The sequence below is a fragment of the Pantoea sp. App145 genome (genome assembly GCF_047947045.1).
GTDB lineage: Bacteria > Pseudomonadota > Gammaproteobacteria > Enterobacterales > Enterobacteriaceae > Pantoea.
The window spans coordinates 1,725,451-1,742,171 of record NZ_CP133290.1; the positions used below are offsets into that span (position 1 = coordinate 1,725,451).

Here is a 16,721-nt window from a genome sequence, read left to right on the forward strand (position 1 = left end):
TAGGCCAATGCGGCTGGACTTTGAAATGATATAAACTGACAATCCCTGTTAGGTTTTTACACAGGGGATGAGTATGACCGGGCTACCTTCGTTACGTGCACTGCATTATTTTCACCAGGCGGCCCTCCACAGCAGTTTTAGCGTCGCCGCTGAACGCCTGCATGTGACTCACAGCGCCATCAGTCATCAGGTTCGCCAGCTGGAAAGCTGGATGGGCAAGCCGCTGTTTGTTCGCACCAATGGACGCGTCAAATTAACCTCACATGGTGAGCGCTTGCTGGTCAGTTGCCAGAAAGCCTTTAGCGAACTGTCCACCACCTGCGAAAGTATTCGTACCGGCATGCGCCACCACCTCAGCGTCTCCTGCGCCCCCAGTTTTCTTTCCCAATGGCTGATCCCGCGTATCAGCAGCTTTTATCTGCGCTATCCCGACATCGAAATCCAGTTTCAGCAACTGGTGGAGATCGATCTGCTGCGCAGTGAACACACCGATGTGCTGATTCTCAGCTATGAACAGTCACCCGATGACGATATTGATGCCACGCTGATCAGCGATGATTACATTGGCCCACTGTGCGCTCCGCAATTTGCTGCGCGTTTCCAGAATGAACAGGACCTGGCCACGCTTCCGCTGCTGCATGCCGACACGCGGCTGCATGCCTGGGCTGAATGGTCGAAAACCAGCGGCACCCGGGGGAATTTTTGGGTGGGTAAACATTTCGACAATCTTACGCTGGGTATCCAGGCGGCAAGAAATGGGCTGGGGGTGATCATGGCACCGCGCCTGCTGGTCCGTCAGGAGTTAAACGACGGCACGCTAATCGCTCCACTTGGCTTTGTGCGCGTAGATCGTGCCACCTGGATGATGACCAAAGCCTCGCGGCAGCATGATGCGGAGATTACGTTGTTTCGCGATTGGTTACGGGATGAGGCTCAGCATTAACGTAGCGGCGCGATTTATCGCGCCTTTACAGGTTGGACGAAAAAGGGCGCCCCCAGGGCCGCCCTTTTTATGTTAAGCCGTCAGCAGCTGGTTCATACGACGGATAAACTGGTTCGGATCGTCCAGCGTACCGCGTTCGGCCAGCAGCGCCTGATCCAGCAGCAGCTCCACCCATTCGCCAAAGCGGCTTTCATCCTGGGTATCTGCCACGCGTTTCACCAGCGTATGATCCGGGTTCAGTTCGAAGATATACTTCACATCCGGCACTTCCTGGCCCGCAGCAGCGAACAGTTTCGCCATCTGGGTGCTCATTTCGTTGGCGTCAGTGGTGACAATCGCCGGAGTATCCGTCAGACGATGGGTTAAACGCACTTCTTTGACACGCTCGCCCAGCAGGGTTTTCACGCGGTCAACGAACGGCTCCAGCGCTTTTTCCGCTTCCTTCTGTTCTTCGGTTTCTTCGTCAGCCAGCTTGCTCAGCGATTCATCCGCTTTGCTCACGGACTGGAAGGATTTGCCGTCGAATTCGGTAAGGTAGCTCATCATCCATTCGTCGATACGATCGGACAACAGCAGAACCTCGATACCTTTTTTGCGGAACAGCTCCAGATGCGGGCTGCTCTTCGCCGCGGCGTAGCTATCGGCGGTGATGTAGTAAATCTTATCCTGACCTTCCACCATACGGCTCAGGTAATCGTCCAGCGAAATGGTTTGTTCCGCCCCTTCGCTTTGCGTGGTGGCAAAACGCAGCAGCTTAGCAATCTGCTGCTGGTTGGCGTTATCTTCCGCCGGACCTTCTTTCAGCACCAGCCCGAACTCTTTCCAGAACTGCTGGTATTTTTCCGCGTCATCTTTCGCCAGTTTTTCCAGCATTTGCAGGCTGCGTTTGGTCAGCGCACCACGCAGGCTTTGCGTCACACGGCTGTCCTGCAGGATTTCGCGCGACACGTTGAGCGGCAGGTCGTTGGAGTCGATCAGACCACGCACGAAACGCAGATAGTTCGGCATAAACTGCTCGGCATCATCCATGATAAACACGCGCTGCACATAAAGTTTCAGGCCATGTTTGTGGTCACGGTTCCACATGTCGAACGGGGCACGCGCCGGGATATACAGCAGGCTGGTATACTCCTGCTTGCCTTCCACCCGGTTGTGACTCCAGATCGCCGGATCGCTGAAGTCATGGGCGATATGTTTGTAGAATTCGTTGTATTCTTCGTCGCTGATTTCCGCTTTGTTACGCGTCCACAGCGCCTGGGCTTTGTTGATCTTTTCCCAGCTGGTCGCGTCGCTTTCTTCATCTTTGCTTTCGATTTCTACCGGCAGCGCGATGTGATCGGAATATTTGCTGATGATGCTGCGCACGCGCCAGGCATCAAGGAACTCATCCTCGCCTTCACGCATATGCAGGGTGATTTCGGTGCCGCGATCGGCTTTTTCGATTTCTGCGAGGGTATATTCACCTTCGCCAGCGGATTCCCAGAACACACCTTCATCTGCGCTGGCACCGGCGGCACGGGTGCGTACCGTGACTTTATCGGCAACGATAAACGCGGAGTAGAAACCGACACCAAACTGACCGATCAGCTGGCTGTCTTTTGCCGAGTCAGAACCCATCGATTCCAGGAACGCTTTGGTGCCTGATTTCGCGATGGTACCGAGGTTCTCAATCACCTCATCACGACGCATGCCGATGCCGTTGTCACTCAGCGTCAGCGTACGATTTTCCTTGTCGACCGAGATCCGCACACGCAGCTCGCCATCGCCTTCATACAGATCCGGTGCCGACAGCGCGCGGAAGCGCAGTTTGTCAGCCGCATCAGAGGCGTTGGAGATCAGCTCACGCAGGAAAATCTCTTTGTTTGAATAGAGGGAATGGATCATCAGGTGCAGAAGTTGTTTTACCTCTGACTGGAAGCCACGCGTCTCTTGTCCTTTCATGGTCATTGCTACCTCAACTGAATCGGGTTGATCGAACGTTGAGGAAGAGATGGGGATGGTGCGGAGAATTTCAAGCCGGTGTCAGTGACGACACCAGCAAGTGTTCAAAATTTAATCTTATGACGTCCGGCTAACGAGTGCGACAGAGTGGTGCCATCGACCATCTCCAGCTCGCCCCCCACCGGCACACCGTGCGCAATGCGGCTGGCATCAACGCCATACTGATTACACAGCTCGGCGATATAGTTTGCCGTCGCCTCCCCTTCCACCGTTGGATTGGTGGCGAGGATCACTTCCTGCAAACTTTCCTGCTCCAGACGCTGCTCAAGGCGATCCAGCCCGATATCGTGCGGACCAATGCCATCCAGCGGCGACAGATGCCCCATCAGCACAAAGTAGCGTCCGGCAAACTGGCCGGTTTGCTCAATGGCGTGGATATCCGCCGGACTCTCCACCACGCAAATCTGACCGTTTTGCTGACGGCGCGGATTGGCGCAGATGGTGCAGATTTCCTGCTCGGTGAAGGTGCGGCAATCGGCACAGTGGCCGATTTCCGACATGGCGCGGGTCAGTGCCTGCGCCAGACGCATGCCACCGCTGCGATCGCGCTGCAACAAATGAAACGCCATACGCTGCGCCGACTTCGGACCAACGCCCGGCAGGCAACGCAGCGACTCCATCAAAGATTCAAGCAGTGGACTGGTTTGCATCAGAACGGCATCTTGAAGCCTGGCGGCAGCTGCATACCGGCAGATACGGAAGCCATTTTCTCTTTCTGGGTTTCATCGATGCGGCGTGCTGCGTCGTTGAATGCCGCAGCGATCAGATCTTCCAGCATATCTTTGTCATCTTCCAGCAGGCTGGGATCGACTTCTACGCGACGGCAGTTATGCGCGCCGTTGATGGTGACTTTGACCAGGCCAGCACCTGATTCGCCGGTCACTTCCAGCGCGGCGATCTCTTCCTGAACTTTGGCCATTTTGTCCTGCATCTGCTGGGCCTGTTTCATCAGGTTGCCCAATCCGCCTTTTCCAAACATAGTTTTCTCTCTCTGCTGGGGCTGCGTCGCGCGCTCATCGCGCGGCAGCGTGTTCATACGGGTCGAATACTCTCTTCATCCAGGTCGGCATCAAAAAAACGACGCAACGTCTGAATGTGGGTATCGCTAATGATCGACTGACGCGCCTGCGCCAGTTTCTCTTCATAAATGGCCTGACGCCATTCCAGTGGCGTCATTACCGTGGAATTATCGTCTTCAACAATGGTCAGTTCAACTGTCTGACCGGCCGCCGTGCTGAGCGCTTCCGCTAACACCTGGCGCGCAGAACCTGAATTCAAATGACGCTGGCTGCTGCGCAAATGCAGGCAGACGCTGTTATCACCCTGCTCTTTCCACGCGTTCAGCGCCAGTTGCTGCACCAGCTTCGGCAGCGTCAGTGCTGCGATTTCAGCCGCCCAGGCATCGCGCTGCTGCGCTTCTTCCGCCAGACGCAGCGCCAGCTCAGGCGTTTTCTCATGCTCCAGTGCCGAACGCAAGGCTTTTGGCGTCGCAACCGGGGCAGCGATCACTTCCTCAGTCGGCGTTTGCGCCTTCCACCGATACGCTTCCGGCTTCGCCGCCGCTTTTACCGCCGGCTCGCTGCGTTGCTGTACTCGTTCCGTGACGTTAGCCAGACGTTCCAGCGCCGCATTAGCCGGCCGCGCGGAACGCGCTGCCGGCTCACTCTTTTTTGCTTTGCTGGCTCCCTGACGCAGCAGCTGGGTACGCGCCTGCAATAACTGGCTGGTCGCATCCGGCAGGTTTTCCGGCGCAGGGGGCATATCAGGATAATCGGCAGGAATCGGCGGCGCTTCAGTCTGTGGCGGTGCCATTTGTGGTTGAGCCGCCACAACCGGGGTCGGGACCGGGGTCTGAGCCGGAACCGCCTGGGGGGTTAATACCGGACGCGCCACCGGTTCGGCAATCGCCGCCTGCGGATGGAACGCCAGCGCACGCAGCAAAGTCATCTCCACGCCCAGGCGTCGATCCGGTGCCAGCGGCAGATCTTTACGCCCCATCAGCAGCGTCTGGTAATACAGCTGCACGTCCGCAGGTGGCAGCACGCGCGCCAGTTCACGCAGGCGCTGCGCCTGGCTGAACTCATCATCACTGAGGGAGCTGGGAAGTAACTGCACCATCGCAATACGATGCAGCAGGCGTAACATCTCCACCAGCAGCGCTTCCCATTCGACACCACGTGACGCCGCCTGATTCAGCAGCGCCATCACCTGTTCGCCGTTACCGTCGCTCAGCGCTTCGATTAACGCCAGCGGCTGCTCATCATCCAGCGTACCGAGCATCTGCGCCACGCTATCGCGTGTCACGCTGCCCTGCCCCATGGCAATCGCCTGGTCGGTCAGACTGAGGGCATCACGCATGCTCCCCTCGGCTGCACGCGCCAGCAGTTGCAGTGCTCGCGGTTCTGCGGCGATCTGCTCCTGTTGCAGAATATGCTCCAGCTGCTGACGAATCTGTTCCACATCCAGCGCCTTGAGATGGAACTGCAAACAGCGCGACAAAATGGTGACCGGCAGTTTTTGTGGATCGGTAGTTGCCAGCAGGAATTTAACGTGTGCCGGTGGCTCCTCCAGCGTTTTTAACAACGCGTTGAAGCTGTGGCGCGACAGCATGTGCACTTCATCAATCAGATAGACTTTGAAGCGTCCGCGCGCCGGTGCGTACTGCACGTTATCCAGCAAGTCGCGCGTGTCTTCGACTTTGGTCCGCGAGGCGGCATCGATCTCAATCAGATCGACAAAACGTCCCTGCTCAATTTCCCGGCAGTTATCACACACGCCGCAGGGCGTCGAGGTGATGCCGGTTTCGCAGTTGAGGCCTTTTGCCAGCAAACGCGCAATCGAGGTTTTACCCACGCCACGGGTGCCGGAAAAGAGATAAGCATGATGGATTCGTCCCAGTGACAACCCGTTGGCCAGCGCAGTCAGCACATGTTCCTGACCGACTACGTCAGCAAAAGCCTGGGGACGCCATTTTCGCGCAAGTACCTGATAGCTCATGTGGATTCGATCACTGGATTTGGTTGAGTTGGCACAGCGGCACGGCTGAAGAACCGCAGTCCGCCGTATGTCAAAAGGGGAAAAATGCTGCTTTGCAAACCCTGTTTATTTTGGCAGTAGTCTAACAGCCACAACAGGATATGCCTATTACTTTGCGGAAGTCGCGCCCCGCGCGAAAGCGGAGCGCGCTGGCTTTAGTGGCCGGGGAAATTGACCAGGCTGAAGCAGTCGAGGCCCATCGCTTGCAGACGCGCTTCGCCACTCAGATCAAACAGGTTAATAATGAAGGCGGCGTCTTTGACTTCACCGCCCGCGCGGCGAATCAGTTTCACGGTGGCTTCGATAGTGCCGCCGGTTGCCAGCAGATCATCCACCACCAGCACCACGTCACCCGGCTGGATAGCATCCTGATGCAGCTCCAGCGTATCGGTGCCGTACTCCAGTTCATAGCTTTCGCTGTAAGTGGCACGCGGCAGTTTGCCCGGCTTACGTACCGGGACAAAACCCACACCCAAACCCAGTGCGACTGGCGCACCAAACAGGAAACCACGCGCTTCCGTCCCCACCACCTTGGTGATGCCTTTGTCACGATAACGCTCAACCAGGATGGCGATCGACGCGGCATACGCCTGCGGATCTTCCATCAAACTGGTGACGTCACGGAACAGAATGCCCGGCTTAGGGTAGTCAGGAATGCTTTTGATGCTGTTTTTGATGAGTTCAAGCTGCTGGGCAGTTGCGGTCATAGTGTTACGCCTGATGAAATCTCTATTTCGCGCAGCTCCCATAGCGCCATTACCCGGGGACCGGGTTAAGCGAAGTCAGTTCACAGAGGGAAGCCACGCACGAAGAGGCCCAAATCTAAGCAAATGGCCGCCTAAATGCAACCCTGTCAATCCGTTTCGCGTTCGTCTGTACTTTCTGCCACCACCGGAATGCGCCACATAAACAGCAGCAAAATGCACAACATCACGCCCAGCATGATACGCACCCACAGCAGGTGAACCAGCCAGATGGACACGGCAAAGGTAAGAATAATCAGCAACATGGCCCGTCCTTTTGCACCGGGTGGCATGGCACGATGCTGCTGCCAGTGCCGCAGGTAACGACCAAAAGGTGAGCGCCATAGCAGCCAGTGATGAAAGCGCGGTGACGAACGGGCAAAACACCAGGCCGCCAGCAACACGAATGGCGTTGTTGGTAATAAAGGTAATACAATCCCCAGCGTACCCAGCACGATCGCCAGCCAGCCAAGCGTCAGTAATAAAATGCGTTGCATGCCCGATGCCTGATAAAATCGATACCGCGCTACGTTAACACAGTCGGGAAAAGAGTGATGCCCCTACCGCAACCCCAGCAACGCCTGCGATCCACCCTCGATCTGCTGCGTCAGCAAATTGCTCAGCAGCCGGACGGCAGCTGCCGCCAGCCACGCTTTGACGCCCAGTTATTTCACTGCAAGGGAACGCGACTGGCCGATTATTTACGCGAGCTGGAACACAATATCGCGCAGCTCACCGCCGTGGATACCGATGTGGCACGTCGCCAGTGGCTGGCCGATAAGGTGTTGGATCAGATTGCCGCCCTGCAACGCGAGTGCCAGAGCCAGCAGCTGCGCGTGGCGCGCGAACGTCCGCGGGGTGATAGCAGACAGCAAAAACGCGAAGAGTATCGCGGCTATGAAACCCGTTTGCTGGCAATGATTGCCGAACGCGAGCAGCATCTGCAACGCGCCGAGACGCTGAACATCCAACAGCAGTTGATTCGCGAAGTGGAGCAGCTAAAAGTTCGCCTCGGCCGCTGCCGTCAGGCGATACACAAGCTGGAACTGCAATTTTCCGCACGGTAAGCCCATCGCCCTTTCTTCTATACTCTTCTCTTCTGACAGAAGGAGTTACGCATGGCCTTTATCACCTGGATTCTGACAGGTATTGCTGTCGGCTGGATAAAACGGGTGATTTTTCCCGGACGGCCCGGCGGATTTTTCGTTACGCTGGTACTGACGGTGATCGGTGCACTGATCGGCGGTTATATCGCGAGTTATTTTAACGCCGGTGATATGGTGACCCTGAGCCTGGCCACCGCTGGCATGGCGCTGGCGGGTGCCTTGCTGATGTTGCTGGTGGTGGCAAAATTACGTATTTAGGAGCAAAGATGTCACTGGAAACTGCATCAGACGAGATCAAACTGGCGGTGGATTTAATTCAGCTGCTGGAAGAGAACCGCATCCCAACCGCCACGGTGTTGGCGGCGCTGGTGATTGTCCAGCGCGATTATGAACAAAAAAGCGCGGCAGAGAACGGCGCGAATAACGTTTAACGCGGCCCTGCCAGCGTGGGGCTGAAGCGCAGCATATCAAGCAATGCATCCACCAGACACGGCGCTTCTGCCGCCAGATCAAAGCTTTCCGGGTTGAATAACCAGCTTTCCATCAGGCCATTGATATTGGCGCGCATAATCAACGCCGCCTGCCGGGTATTGAGGCTGGCGGGTAACTGGCCCGCATCAATGCATAAACGCAGTACATCTTCTATTCTGTCGTAACATTCCAACAATAAGCTTTGCTGCATCTTCTGCAGGGTCGCCATTTCGCCGACAAATTCACATTTATGAAAAATGATCTCCATCAATGCGCGTCTTTGTGGATCCTTTGCAGTGGCGTCAAGGATATAGATCAACATGGAACGTACAACAGAGAGTGGATCGCCGGGGTATTTTGTTTGATACTCAAGTTCCACATCGTCAAGCCCAGCGTCACACTGTAGCCAGATTTCATGTAACAGATCAGCTTTATTCTTGAAATGCCAGTAGATGGCTCCCCGCGTGACGCCGGCAGCCGTTGCGATATCCGTCAGTGAAGTAGCAGCAACACCGTGTTCAGAGAAGTGTGCTAACGCGGCATCGAGAATTTGATTACGTGTTTCAAGCGCTTGCGCTTTGGTTTTTCGTGCCATAAAGGACTTTTTTTACAAACTGGCAAGTTTACATACATTTGTGAATGTATGTACCATAGCACGACCCGTGTTTTAACGCAGCAATGGGTTTATCGGTTTGTGATCCATTGATCATTTGATATCGGACATTCGAGGTTTATTTATGAATAAAAACAGAGGATTAGCCCCTCTGGCGGCCGTCCTGATGCTTTCAGGCAGCTTTGTGTTAACAGGATGTGATGATAATAAATCCCAACAAGCCGCCCAGCAGCAGCCCCCAGAAGTGGGTGTTGTGACGTTAAAAAACGAGCCACTGACCATCTCTACAGAACTGCCAGGCCGTACCTCGGCTTTCCGGGTAGCGGAAGTTCGTCCTCAGGTCTCGGGAATCATTCTGAAGCGTAATTTTGTCGAAGGCAGTGACGTGAAGGCCGGGGTTTCCCTGTACCAGATCGATCCGGCAACGTATCAGGCCACCTACGATAACGCCAAAGGCGCGCTGGCTGAGGCCCAAGCCAATGCCCGTATCGCCGATTTGACGGTAAAACGTTATAAACCGCTGCTGGGGACGAAGTACATCAGCCAGCAGGATTATGACACCGCCGTTGCTACCGCCGCACAGAATGCCGCCGCCGTTCAGGCCGCACAGGCAAATGTGGAAAGCGCGCGTATTAACCTCGCCTATACCAAAGTGACCTCGCCTATCAGCGGTCGTATTGGTAAATCTTCCGTGACGGAAGGGGCATTGGTGTCCAATGCGCAAACCACCGCACTTGCCACCGTGCAGCAGCTCGATCCGATGTATGTCGACGTGACCCAATCCAGTGAAGACTTCCTGCGTTTGCGCGCAGAGCTGGAATCCGGTCAGCTGAAGCAGAACGATGGCAAAGCCAATGTCGCCCTGCTGATGCAAAACGGCAGCACCTACGCGCAAACCGGCACCCTGGAATTCTCTGATGTGACGGTTGATGAAACCACTGGCTCTATCACTCTGCGTGCCGTCTTCCCGAACCCGGACCATCGCCTGCTGCCAGGTATGTTTGTCCGTGCGCGTCTGGATGAAGGGACTAACCCATCAGCACTGCTGGTTCCTCAGCAGGCGGTAACGCGTACACCAACCGGTCAGGCCACAGCCATGGTGGTCGGTGCCGACAATAAAGTTGAAATGCGTAACCTGACAGCCAGCCAGGCCATTGGCGATAAGTGGCTGGTCACTGAAGGGCTGAAAGCGGGCGATCGCGTGATCACCGTCGGCCTGCAACGTGCCAAACCGGGTGCGCAGGTAACACCACAAGAAGTGTCAGACGATACCAAAGCAGCACCCGAATCTCAGGCGCAGTCTCAGAAATCGTCTTCATAAACAGGAGCCGTTAATACATGGCTAAGTTTTTTATCGATCGCCCCATTTTTGCGTGGGTAATCGCCATCATCATCATGCTGGCGGGTGCGCTATCGATTATCAGCCTGCCGATCGAGCAATATCCTAATGTTGCTCCACCAGCGGTTGAAATCCAGGCTACCTACCCGGGTGCAGATGCGAAAACGCTGCAGGATTCGGTGACCCAGGTCATCGAACAAAATATGAACGGTATCGACGGGCTGATGTATATGTCCTCGAACAGTGACTCGTCCGGTACCCTCACCCTGACCATTACTTTCCAGTCCGGTACGGATGCGGATATCGCCCAGGTTCAGGTGCAGAACAAATTGCAGCTGGCAATGCCGCTGCTGCCGCAGGAAGTACAGCAACAGGGGATTCAGGTTAAAAAATCCTCCAGCAGCTTCCTGATGGTGGCCGGTTTCGTCAGTGACGACCCGAACATGACGCAGAACGATATCTCGGACTACGTTGCCTCGAATATCAAAGACCCAATCAGCCGTACCCTGGGTGTAGGTGATACTCAGGTGTTCGGTGCGCAGTATGCAATGCGTATCTGGCTGGACCCACACAAACTCAATAACTTCCAGCTGACGCCAGTGGATGTGATCAGCGCGCTTGGCACGCAGAACACCCAGGTTGCAGCCGGTCAGTTAGGTGGTACGCCACCGGTTCCGGGCCAGCAGTTGAACGCCTCGATCATTGCGCAGACCCGTCTGACCTCGACCGAAGAGTTTGGCAATATCCTGCTGAAAGTGAACACCGATGGTTCCCAGGTCCGCCTGCGTGACGTCGCGAAGATTGAGTTGGGTGGTGAAAACTACGACATCATCGCCCGTTATAACGGCAAACCGGCCTCCGGTATCGGTATCAAGCTGGCAACCGGTGCCAATGCCCTGGATACCGCCGATGCGGTAAAAAGTGAGCTGGCAAAACTGCAACCTTTCTTCCCGTCGGGCATGAAAGTGGTGTATCCGTATGACACCACACCGTTCGTTAAAATCTCCATCTTCGAAGTGGTGAAAACCCTGTTCGAAGCGATCGTGCTGGTGTTCCTGGTGATGTATCTGTTCCTGCAGAACTTCCGCGCCACACTGATCCCAACCATTGCTGTTCCGGTGGTACTGCTGGGGACCTTTGCGATCATTGCCGCCTGCGGCTACTCGATAAACACGCTCACCATGTTCGGGATGGTGCTCGCCATCGGCCTGTTGGTGGATGACGCCATCGTAGTGGTAGAAAACGTTGAGCGTGTGATGGCGGAAGAAGGTCTGCCGCCGAAGGAAGCCACCAAACGCTCAATGGAGCAGATTCAGGGCGCGCTGGTCGGTATCGCGCTGGTGCTCTCGGCGGTATTTATTCCGATGGCCTTCTTCGGCGGGTCCACCGGGGTTATCTATCGTCAGTTCTCGATCACCATCGTTTCAGCCATGGCGCTGTCGGTGCTGGTGGCGTTGATTCTGACGCCTGCACTGTGTTCCACCATGCTGAAACCGGTGGAGAAAGGCAGCCACGGCAAAACCACCGGCTTCTTCGGCTGGTTTAACCGTCTGTTTGATAAGAGCACCCATCACTACGTTGATAGCGTCGGCCATATCGTACGCAGCACCGGCCGTTATCTGGTGCTTTACCTGCTTATCGTGATCGGCATGGCCTACCTGTTCCTGCGCTTACCTACCTCGTTCCTGCCGGAAGAGGACCAGGGTCTGCTGCTGGCTCAGGCGCAATTGCCCGCCGGTGCGACGCAGGAACGTACCCAGAAAGTGCTGGATCAGGTATCGGATTACTTCCTGACCAAAGAGAAAGACAGCGTGAACTCGGTGTTTACCGTTAACGGCTTCGGCTTTGCTGGACGTGGACAGAACACCGGTATCGCCTTCGTCAGCCTCAAGCCGTGGGACGAACGTGGCAGCTCCGACATGAAAGTACCGGCTATTGCAGCCCGTGCCATGCGCGCGCTGGGTGCGATAAAAGATGCGATGGTTATTCCGTTTAACCTGCCAGCGATTATCGAACTGGGTAACGCCACCGGCTTTGACTTCCAGCTGATTGACCAGGGTAACCTGGGCCACGAGAAGCTGACCGAAGCGCGTAACCAGTTGTTTGGCATGGTGGCACAGCACCCGGATACCCTGGTGGGTGTGCGTCCAAACGGTATGGAAGATACGCCGCAGTACAAACTGATTATCGATCAGGAAAAAGCCTCGGCGCTGGGTGTGTCGCTGTCTGACATCAACACCACGTTGGGTGCCGCCTGGGGTGGTTCTTACGTCAACGACTTCATCGACCGTGGTCGTGTGAAGAAGGTGTACGTGATGGGCCAGGCCAATGCCCGTATGCTGCCGGATGACGTCAGCAAATGGTATGTGCGCAACAGCGCCGGTGAGATGGTGTCGTTCGGGGCCTTCTCCAGTGCGAAGTGGCAATATGGTTCGCCGCGTCTGGAGCGTTACAACGGTCTGCCATCGATGGAAATCCTCGGCCAGGCAGCACCAGGCAAAAGTTCGGGTGATGCGATGGACCTGATGGAGCAGCTGGCGTCGAAACTGCCTGCCGGTATCGGCTACGACTGGACGGGTATGTCCTACCAGGAACGTCTGTCCGGCAACCAGGCTCCAGCACTGTACGCTATCTCACTGATCGTGGTGTTCCTGTGTCTGGCAGCCTTGTATGAGAGCTGGTCGATTCCGTTCTCCGTTATGCTGGTGGTGCCGCTCGGCGTCGTCGGTGCCCTGCTGTTCACCACCGTGCGCGGCCTGAGCAACGACGTCTACTTCGTGGTAGGCCTGCTGACCACCATAGGTCTGTCGGCGAAGAACGCCATCCTGATCGTTGAGTTCGCCAAAGATCTGATGGAGAAAGAAGGTAAAGGGTTGGTGGAATCAACACTGGAGGCATCCCGTATGCGTCTGCGTCCAATTCTGATGACCTCACTGGCCTTCATCCTTGGCGTATTGCCGCTGGCAATCAGTACCGGTGCCGGTTCGGGTGCACAGAACGCAGTAGGTACTGGCGTAATGGGCGGGATGGTGACCGCTACTGCGCTGGCAATCTTCTTCGTACCGGTGTTCTTCGTCGTGGTACGCCGTCGTTTCAGCAAGAATAAGAGTGAGCTGGAACAGGGCCATCCGGTCAACCACTAAGATTTTCTCTTCCTTAAAAGGCCGCTGATGCGGCCTTTTTTATGCCCCCTGCCCCCGCCACAAAATCCCTGCATCCTCTGAGGTTGCATTGTTACGCGCTCAGGTTCATACTATTGTTATATTATAACATTACATAAGGCGAGAAATTATGAAACCTGATATCCATCCTCATTACCGTCCGGTGGTGTTCCACGACACCACGGCGAACGAATATTTCAAAGTGGGTTCCACCATCAAAACCGAACGCACCATCGAGTTCGAAGGTGAAGTGCTGCCCTACGTCACGCTTGATGTCTCTTCGAAATCGCATGTGTATTACACCGGTAAGCAGAAAGACTTTGCCAAAGAAGGCAGCGCTGCACGCTTCAACCAGCGTTTTGGCCGTTTCCTGGGCCGCAGTAAGGCATAACGGAGAATATCATGCAGGTATTGAGTTCATTGCGGTCAGCGAAGGCCCGTCATAAAGATTGCAAAGTCGTGCGTCGTAAAGGTCGTATCTATGTGATCTGCAAAACCAATCCGCGCTTTAAAGCGGTACAGGGAAGGAAAAAGAAACGTTAGGATGTGTCGTGATAATTGGCCGGGTTAATCCCCGGCCTTTTTTATTACTTCATACTTTTCAGCATGACATTGACGTTATGTTTGAACGCCGCTTCATAGCTGGCAGCCGGACCATTGGCTTCCGACAGGGCTTCCGGATACAGCTCGCCCCCTGGTTTTGCGCCCGTCGCGCTGGCAATCTGTTTCACCAGACGTGGGTCAGTCTGGTTCTCCATAAAGTAAGTAGTGATGTGCTCAGACTTGAGCTGTTTGATGATCGATGCTACATCACTCGCGCTGGCTTCCGCTTCGGTGGAGAAACCCACCGGTGCCAGGAAGGACACGCCATAGCGCTGACCAAAATAACCAAATGCATCATGGCTGGTCAGCACCTTACGCTTGCTCTGCGGCACGGCAGCAAACGACGTTTTCGCCCAGCTATCCAGTTTTTGTAATTGCTGGATATAGTTCTCACCCTGCTTACGAATCGCTGCGGCATCTTCCGGATCCGCCTTGATCAAAGCATTCATGACGTTGGTGGCATAAATCACGCCGTTTGCCATGCTGTTCCACGCATGTGGATCGGTGATGGTTTTACCATCATCCACCATCTCACGCGTATTGATGCCTTGTGAAGCCACCACCAGCGAACCTTTATAGCCCGATGCGCTGACCAGACGATCCATCCAGCCTTCCAGGCCCAGACCGCTGACAAACACCACATCCGCCTGCGCCAGTGCCTGGCTGTCCTGCGGCGTCGGTTCGAAGGTGTGTGGGTCACCATTCGGCCCCACCAGCGATTTCACGTTGACGTGATCGCCACCAACCTGTTTAACGATGTCCGCCAGCACGGTAAAACTCGCCACCGCATCCACTGTTTTCGCCAGCGCCAGCGGGCTGATCAACATGGCACCCACCGCCAGGCTAATCGGTAACTTCTTCATACATATCCCCTTATTGGTTTCGTTATCGGCGGCGCAGTAAACCGCCACATGGTCCTGTCAAAATAGAAAGCAGAAAGAGTCCGGCGGCACTCAGCACCACTGCGGGTCCGGCTGGCAGCGAGTAGTGCCACGATAAAATCAGGCCGATCAGCGCGGCAATGACTGCCAGCAACATGGCAATCGCCAGCATGCAGGCGAGATGACGGCTCCAGAAACGGGCGCTGGCGGCAGGCAGCATCATTAATCCTACGGACATCAGTGTGCCCAGCACCTGGAATCCCGCCACCAGGTTGAGTACCACCAGGGTGAGAAAAATGCCGTGTACCAGCGGCGCACTCCATTTGCCCTGCGCGCGCAGGAAATCGGGGTCAAAAGCATCGATGACTAATGGGCGATAGATAAGGGCCAGCATCAGCAGGGTGAATGCGGCGATGCCCCCCACCAGCATGATGGCGGCGTTATCCACCGCCAGCAGCGATCCAAACAGCACATGCAGCAGATCGACACTGGAACCGCGCAGGGAAACCAGGGTGACACCAAGCGCCAGCGAGCCAAGATAGAAACCGGCAAAGCTGGCGTCTTCTTTCAACGGGGTATAGCGACTGACCGCGCCGGAGAGCAACGCCACCGCCAGACCGGCGATCAAACCGCCGATCCCCATCGCCACCAGCGATAGCCCGGAAATGAGATAACCGATAGCCGCACCTGGCAGCACTGCGTGAGAAAGCGCGTCACCGATCAGGCTCATACGGCGCAGCGACAGGAAAACGCCCAGCGGCGTGGCACTGAGCGCCAGCGCAACACAGGCCACCAACGCGCGGCGCATAAAGCCGAACTCAATAAAAGGTTGCAGCAGGGTCACGATGCCACCCTCCGCAGCAATGGCGCATGGGCGGATTCGGGTTCATCCAGCGACAGCACATCCTGAAAATAACGAGCCACCAGCGGGCGATCGTGCAGCACCACCAGTAACGTGGTGCCCGACTGCTGCTGCTGTTCGAGGATTGACATCAGCAAGGTCACCGTCTGGCTGTCGATACCATTAAAAGGTTCATCCAGCAGCCACAGCTTGCTGCGTTGCAGCATCAGGCGCGCAAACAGTACCCGCTGTAACTGGCCGCCGGACAAGGTGGCAGGCTGGGCATCGGCAAAATCTCGCATCTGTACCGCATCCAGCGCCGCATCAATTTCTTTGCGTAAAGCACGGTTAATCGCACCGAACCAACCACAGCGCGGCCAGCATCCCATCGCCACCAACTCATAAGCGGTGATCGGAAAACGCGTCTCCAGCTCGGTGCGTTGTGGCAGCCAGCCGAGTTCTTTACGGGAAACCGCAAGATCGCAACGTCCTGCAATCGGGGTCAGCAAACCGGCGATAGTTTTCAGTAAGGTGGATTTGCCGCTGCCGTTTGCGCCAATCAACGCCGTCATACTCCCTGCGCGCAACTCGCCATTAATTGTCGGCGTAACGGTTTGTCCCTGATAACCGGCCTGCAGATGGTGAAACTGCATCATTTCTGCATACCCCAGACAATCGCCATCCCCAGCAGCGCCACCAGCAACAGGGCGACCAGCAGGCGTCCGCCCAGAGACAGAAGTAATCCACTATGATTCATACGACACAACCAAAATGTTATAACATAACAAATACACTATCAGATTATGCCCCAGGCTGCCGCGCAGGAAAGTGTTTCAAAAGTTAACCAGCACCGCCGATCAAAGGGGTTACGGTGCGGTTTGCATCCTTTTCTTCCTCAACAGGTACGGGAATCCATCACAACAATAGCTATTTCTGCTTAAGGCGTGCTTGCAATATCCGCATGAAACCCCAATGATATAAAC

The 16,721-nt window shown here is 55.6% G+C and carries 18 protein-coding genes and 1 other annotated feature; of the genes, 8 read left to right on the forward strand and 10 right to left on the reverse strand.

Translation table 11 applies throughout. From position 1 onward, the window contains the following. The first annotated feature begins 73 nt into the window (after positions 1–73). A complete protein-coding gene (locus RCF31_RS07920; RefSeq protein ID WP_416413009.1) occupies positions 74–943 on the forward strand; it encodes a LysR substrate-binding domain-containing protein in 870 nt (289 codons plus the stop codon). A gap of 72 nt (positions 944–1,015) precedes the next feature. Here RCF31_RS07920 and htpG read toward each other — a convergent pair whose 3' ends face one another. The 6 genes from htpG to RCF31_RS07950 all read right to left on the reverse strand — a co-directional run bounded on the left by htpG (position 1,016) and on the right by RCF31_RS07950 (position 7,220). Next, positions 1,016–2,890: a molecular chaperone HtpG gene (htpG, locus tag RCF31_RS07925; protein WP_299456818.1), complete on the reverse strand. Its 1,875-nt coding sequence runs from the start codon at positions 2,888–2,890 to the stop codon at positions 1,016–1,018. A 98-nt stretch (positions 2,891–2,988) separates the two neighbouring features. Further along, the gene (recR, locus tag RCF31_RS07930; RefSeq protein WP_084873223.1) at positions 2,989–3,594 is read right to left on the reverse strand and encodes a recombination mediator RecR; all 606 of its coding nucleotides are present in this window, start codon (positions 3,592–3,594) and stop codon (positions 2,989–2,991) included. Next, positions 3,594–3,923, reverse strand: a complete 330-nt coding sequence (locus RCF31_RS07935; RefSeq protein ID WP_021182290.1) for a YbaB/EbfC family nucleoid-associated protein — start codon at positions 3,921–3,923, stop codon at positions 3,594–3,596. Before RCF31_RS07935 ends, recR begins: the two co-directional genes overlap by 1 nt. Positions 3,924–3,976: 53 nt before the next feature. Continuing rightward, positions 3,977–5,941: a DNA polymerase III subunit gamma/tau gene (dnaX, locus tag RCF31_RS07940; protein ID WP_416413010.1), complete on the reverse strand. Its 1,965-nt coding sequence runs from the start codon at positions 5,939–5,941 to the stop codon at positions 3,977–3,979. Continuing rightward, positions 4,574–4,635, reverse strand: a sequence feature (DnaX frameshifting element). Its footprint overlaps the gene before it by 62 nt. 194 nt (positions 5,942–6,135) lie before the next feature. Next, entirely contained in the window at positions 6,136–6,687 is a 552-nt protein-coding gene (gene apt, locus RCF31_RS07945; protein ID WP_299456824.1) for an adenine phosphoribosyltransferase, read from the reverse strand. Positions 6,688–6,833: 146 nt separating this feature from the next. Next, a complete protein-coding gene (locus RCF31_RS07950) occupies positions 6,834–7,220 on the reverse strand; it encodes a DUF454 family protein (protein ID WP_084873217.1) in 387 nt (128 codons plus the stop codon). Positions 7,221–7,277: 57 nt separating this feature from the next. Here RCF31_RS07950 and priC point away from each other — a divergent pair, with 57 nt between their 5' ends. Genes priC through rsmS form a run of 3 tightly spaced genes read left to right on the forward strand, consistent with a single transcriptional unit; the run spans position 7,278 to position 8,260 of the window. Then, entirely contained in the window at positions 7,278–7,790 is a 513-nt protein-coding gene (gene priC, locus RCF31_RS07955) for a primosomal replication protein PriC (protein WP_416413011.1), read from the forward strand. Between the two features lie 51 nt (positions 7,791–7,841). Beyond that, positions 7,842–8,087: a GlsB/YeaQ/YmgE family stress response membrane protein gene (locus tag RCF31_RS07960; RefSeq protein ID WP_299456830.1), complete on the forward strand. Its 246-nt coding sequence runs from the start codon at positions 7,842–7,844 to the stop codon at positions 8,085–8,087. An 8-nt stretch (positions 8,088–8,095) separates the two neighbouring features. Then, positions 8,096–8,260: a pleiotropic regulatory protein RsmS gene (rsmS, locus tag RCF31_RS07965; RefSeq protein WP_299456832.1), complete on the forward strand. Its 165-nt coding sequence runs from the start codon at positions 8,096–8,098 to the stop codon at positions 8,258–8,260. Here rsmS and acrR read toward each other — a convergent pair. Then, a complete protein-coding gene (gene acrR, locus RCF31_RS07970; RefSeq protein WP_313688464.1) occupies positions 8,257–8,895 on the reverse strand; it encodes a multidrug efflux transporter transcriptional repressor AcrR in 639 nt (212 codons plus the stop codon). The genes rsmS and acrR overlap by 4 nt on opposite strands. Positions 8,896–9,037: 142 nt before the next feature. On the opposite strand from acrR, the gene RCF31_RS07975 reads away from it, so the two are divergent. From RCF31_RS07975 to ykgO, 4 genes are all read left to right on the forward strand, one after another. Continuing rightward, entirely contained in the window at positions 9,038–10,234 is a 1,197-nt protein-coding gene (locus tag RCF31_RS07975) for an efflux RND transporter periplasmic adaptor subunit (protein ID WP_084873206.1), read from the forward strand. 17 nt (positions 10,235–10,251) lie between these two features. Further along, positions 10,252–13,395, forward strand: coding sequence for an efflux RND transporter permease subunit (locus tag RCF31_RS07980; RefSeq protein ID WP_416413012.1), 3,144 nt, complete (start codon positions 10,252–10,254; stop codon positions 13,393–13,395). Between the two features lie 148 nt (positions 13,396–13,543). Beyond that, positions 13,544–13,804 (forward strand): type B 50S ribosomal protein L31, encoded by a 261-nt coding sequence (locus RCF31_RS07985; protein WP_084873200.1) that lies wholly within the window; start codon positions 13,544–13,546, stop codon positions 13,802–13,804. Between the two features lie 11 nt (positions 13,805–13,815). Further along, positions 13,816–13,956 (forward strand): type B 50S ribosomal protein L36, encoded by a 141-nt coding sequence (gene ykgO, locus RCF31_RS07990; protein ID WP_416413013.1) that lies wholly within the window; start codon positions 13,816–13,818, stop codon positions 13,954–13,956. Between the two features lie 44 nt (positions 13,957–14,000). On the opposite strand, the gene RCF31_RS07995 is transcribed toward ykgO, so the two are convergent. The 3 genes from RCF31_RS07995 to RCF31_RS08005 are packed head-to-tail and all read right to left on the reverse strand — an operon-like array spanning position 14,001 to position 16,394. Then, positions 14,001–14,879, reverse strand: coding sequence for a metal ABC transporter substrate-binding protein (locus tag RCF31_RS07995; protein WP_416413014.1), 879 nt, complete (start codon positions 14,877–14,879; stop codon positions 14,001–14,003). A 22-nt stretch (positions 14,880–14,901) separates the two neighbouring features. Next, on the reverse strand, positions 14,902–15,741 hold the full coding sequence (locus tag RCF31_RS08000; protein ID WP_084873195.1) for a metal ABC transporter permease: 840 nt from the start codon (positions 15,739–15,741) through the stop codon (positions 14,902–14,904). Then, complete coding sequence (locus RCF31_RS08005; protein ID WP_416413015.1) at positions 15,738–16,394, reverse strand: metal ABC transporter ATP-binding protein; 657 nt, start codon at positions 16,392–16,394, stop codon at positions 15,738–15,740. Before RCF31_RS08005 ends, RCF31_RS08000 begins: the two co-directional genes overlap by 4 nt. Between the last annotated feature and the right edge of the window lie 327 nt (positions 16,395–16,721).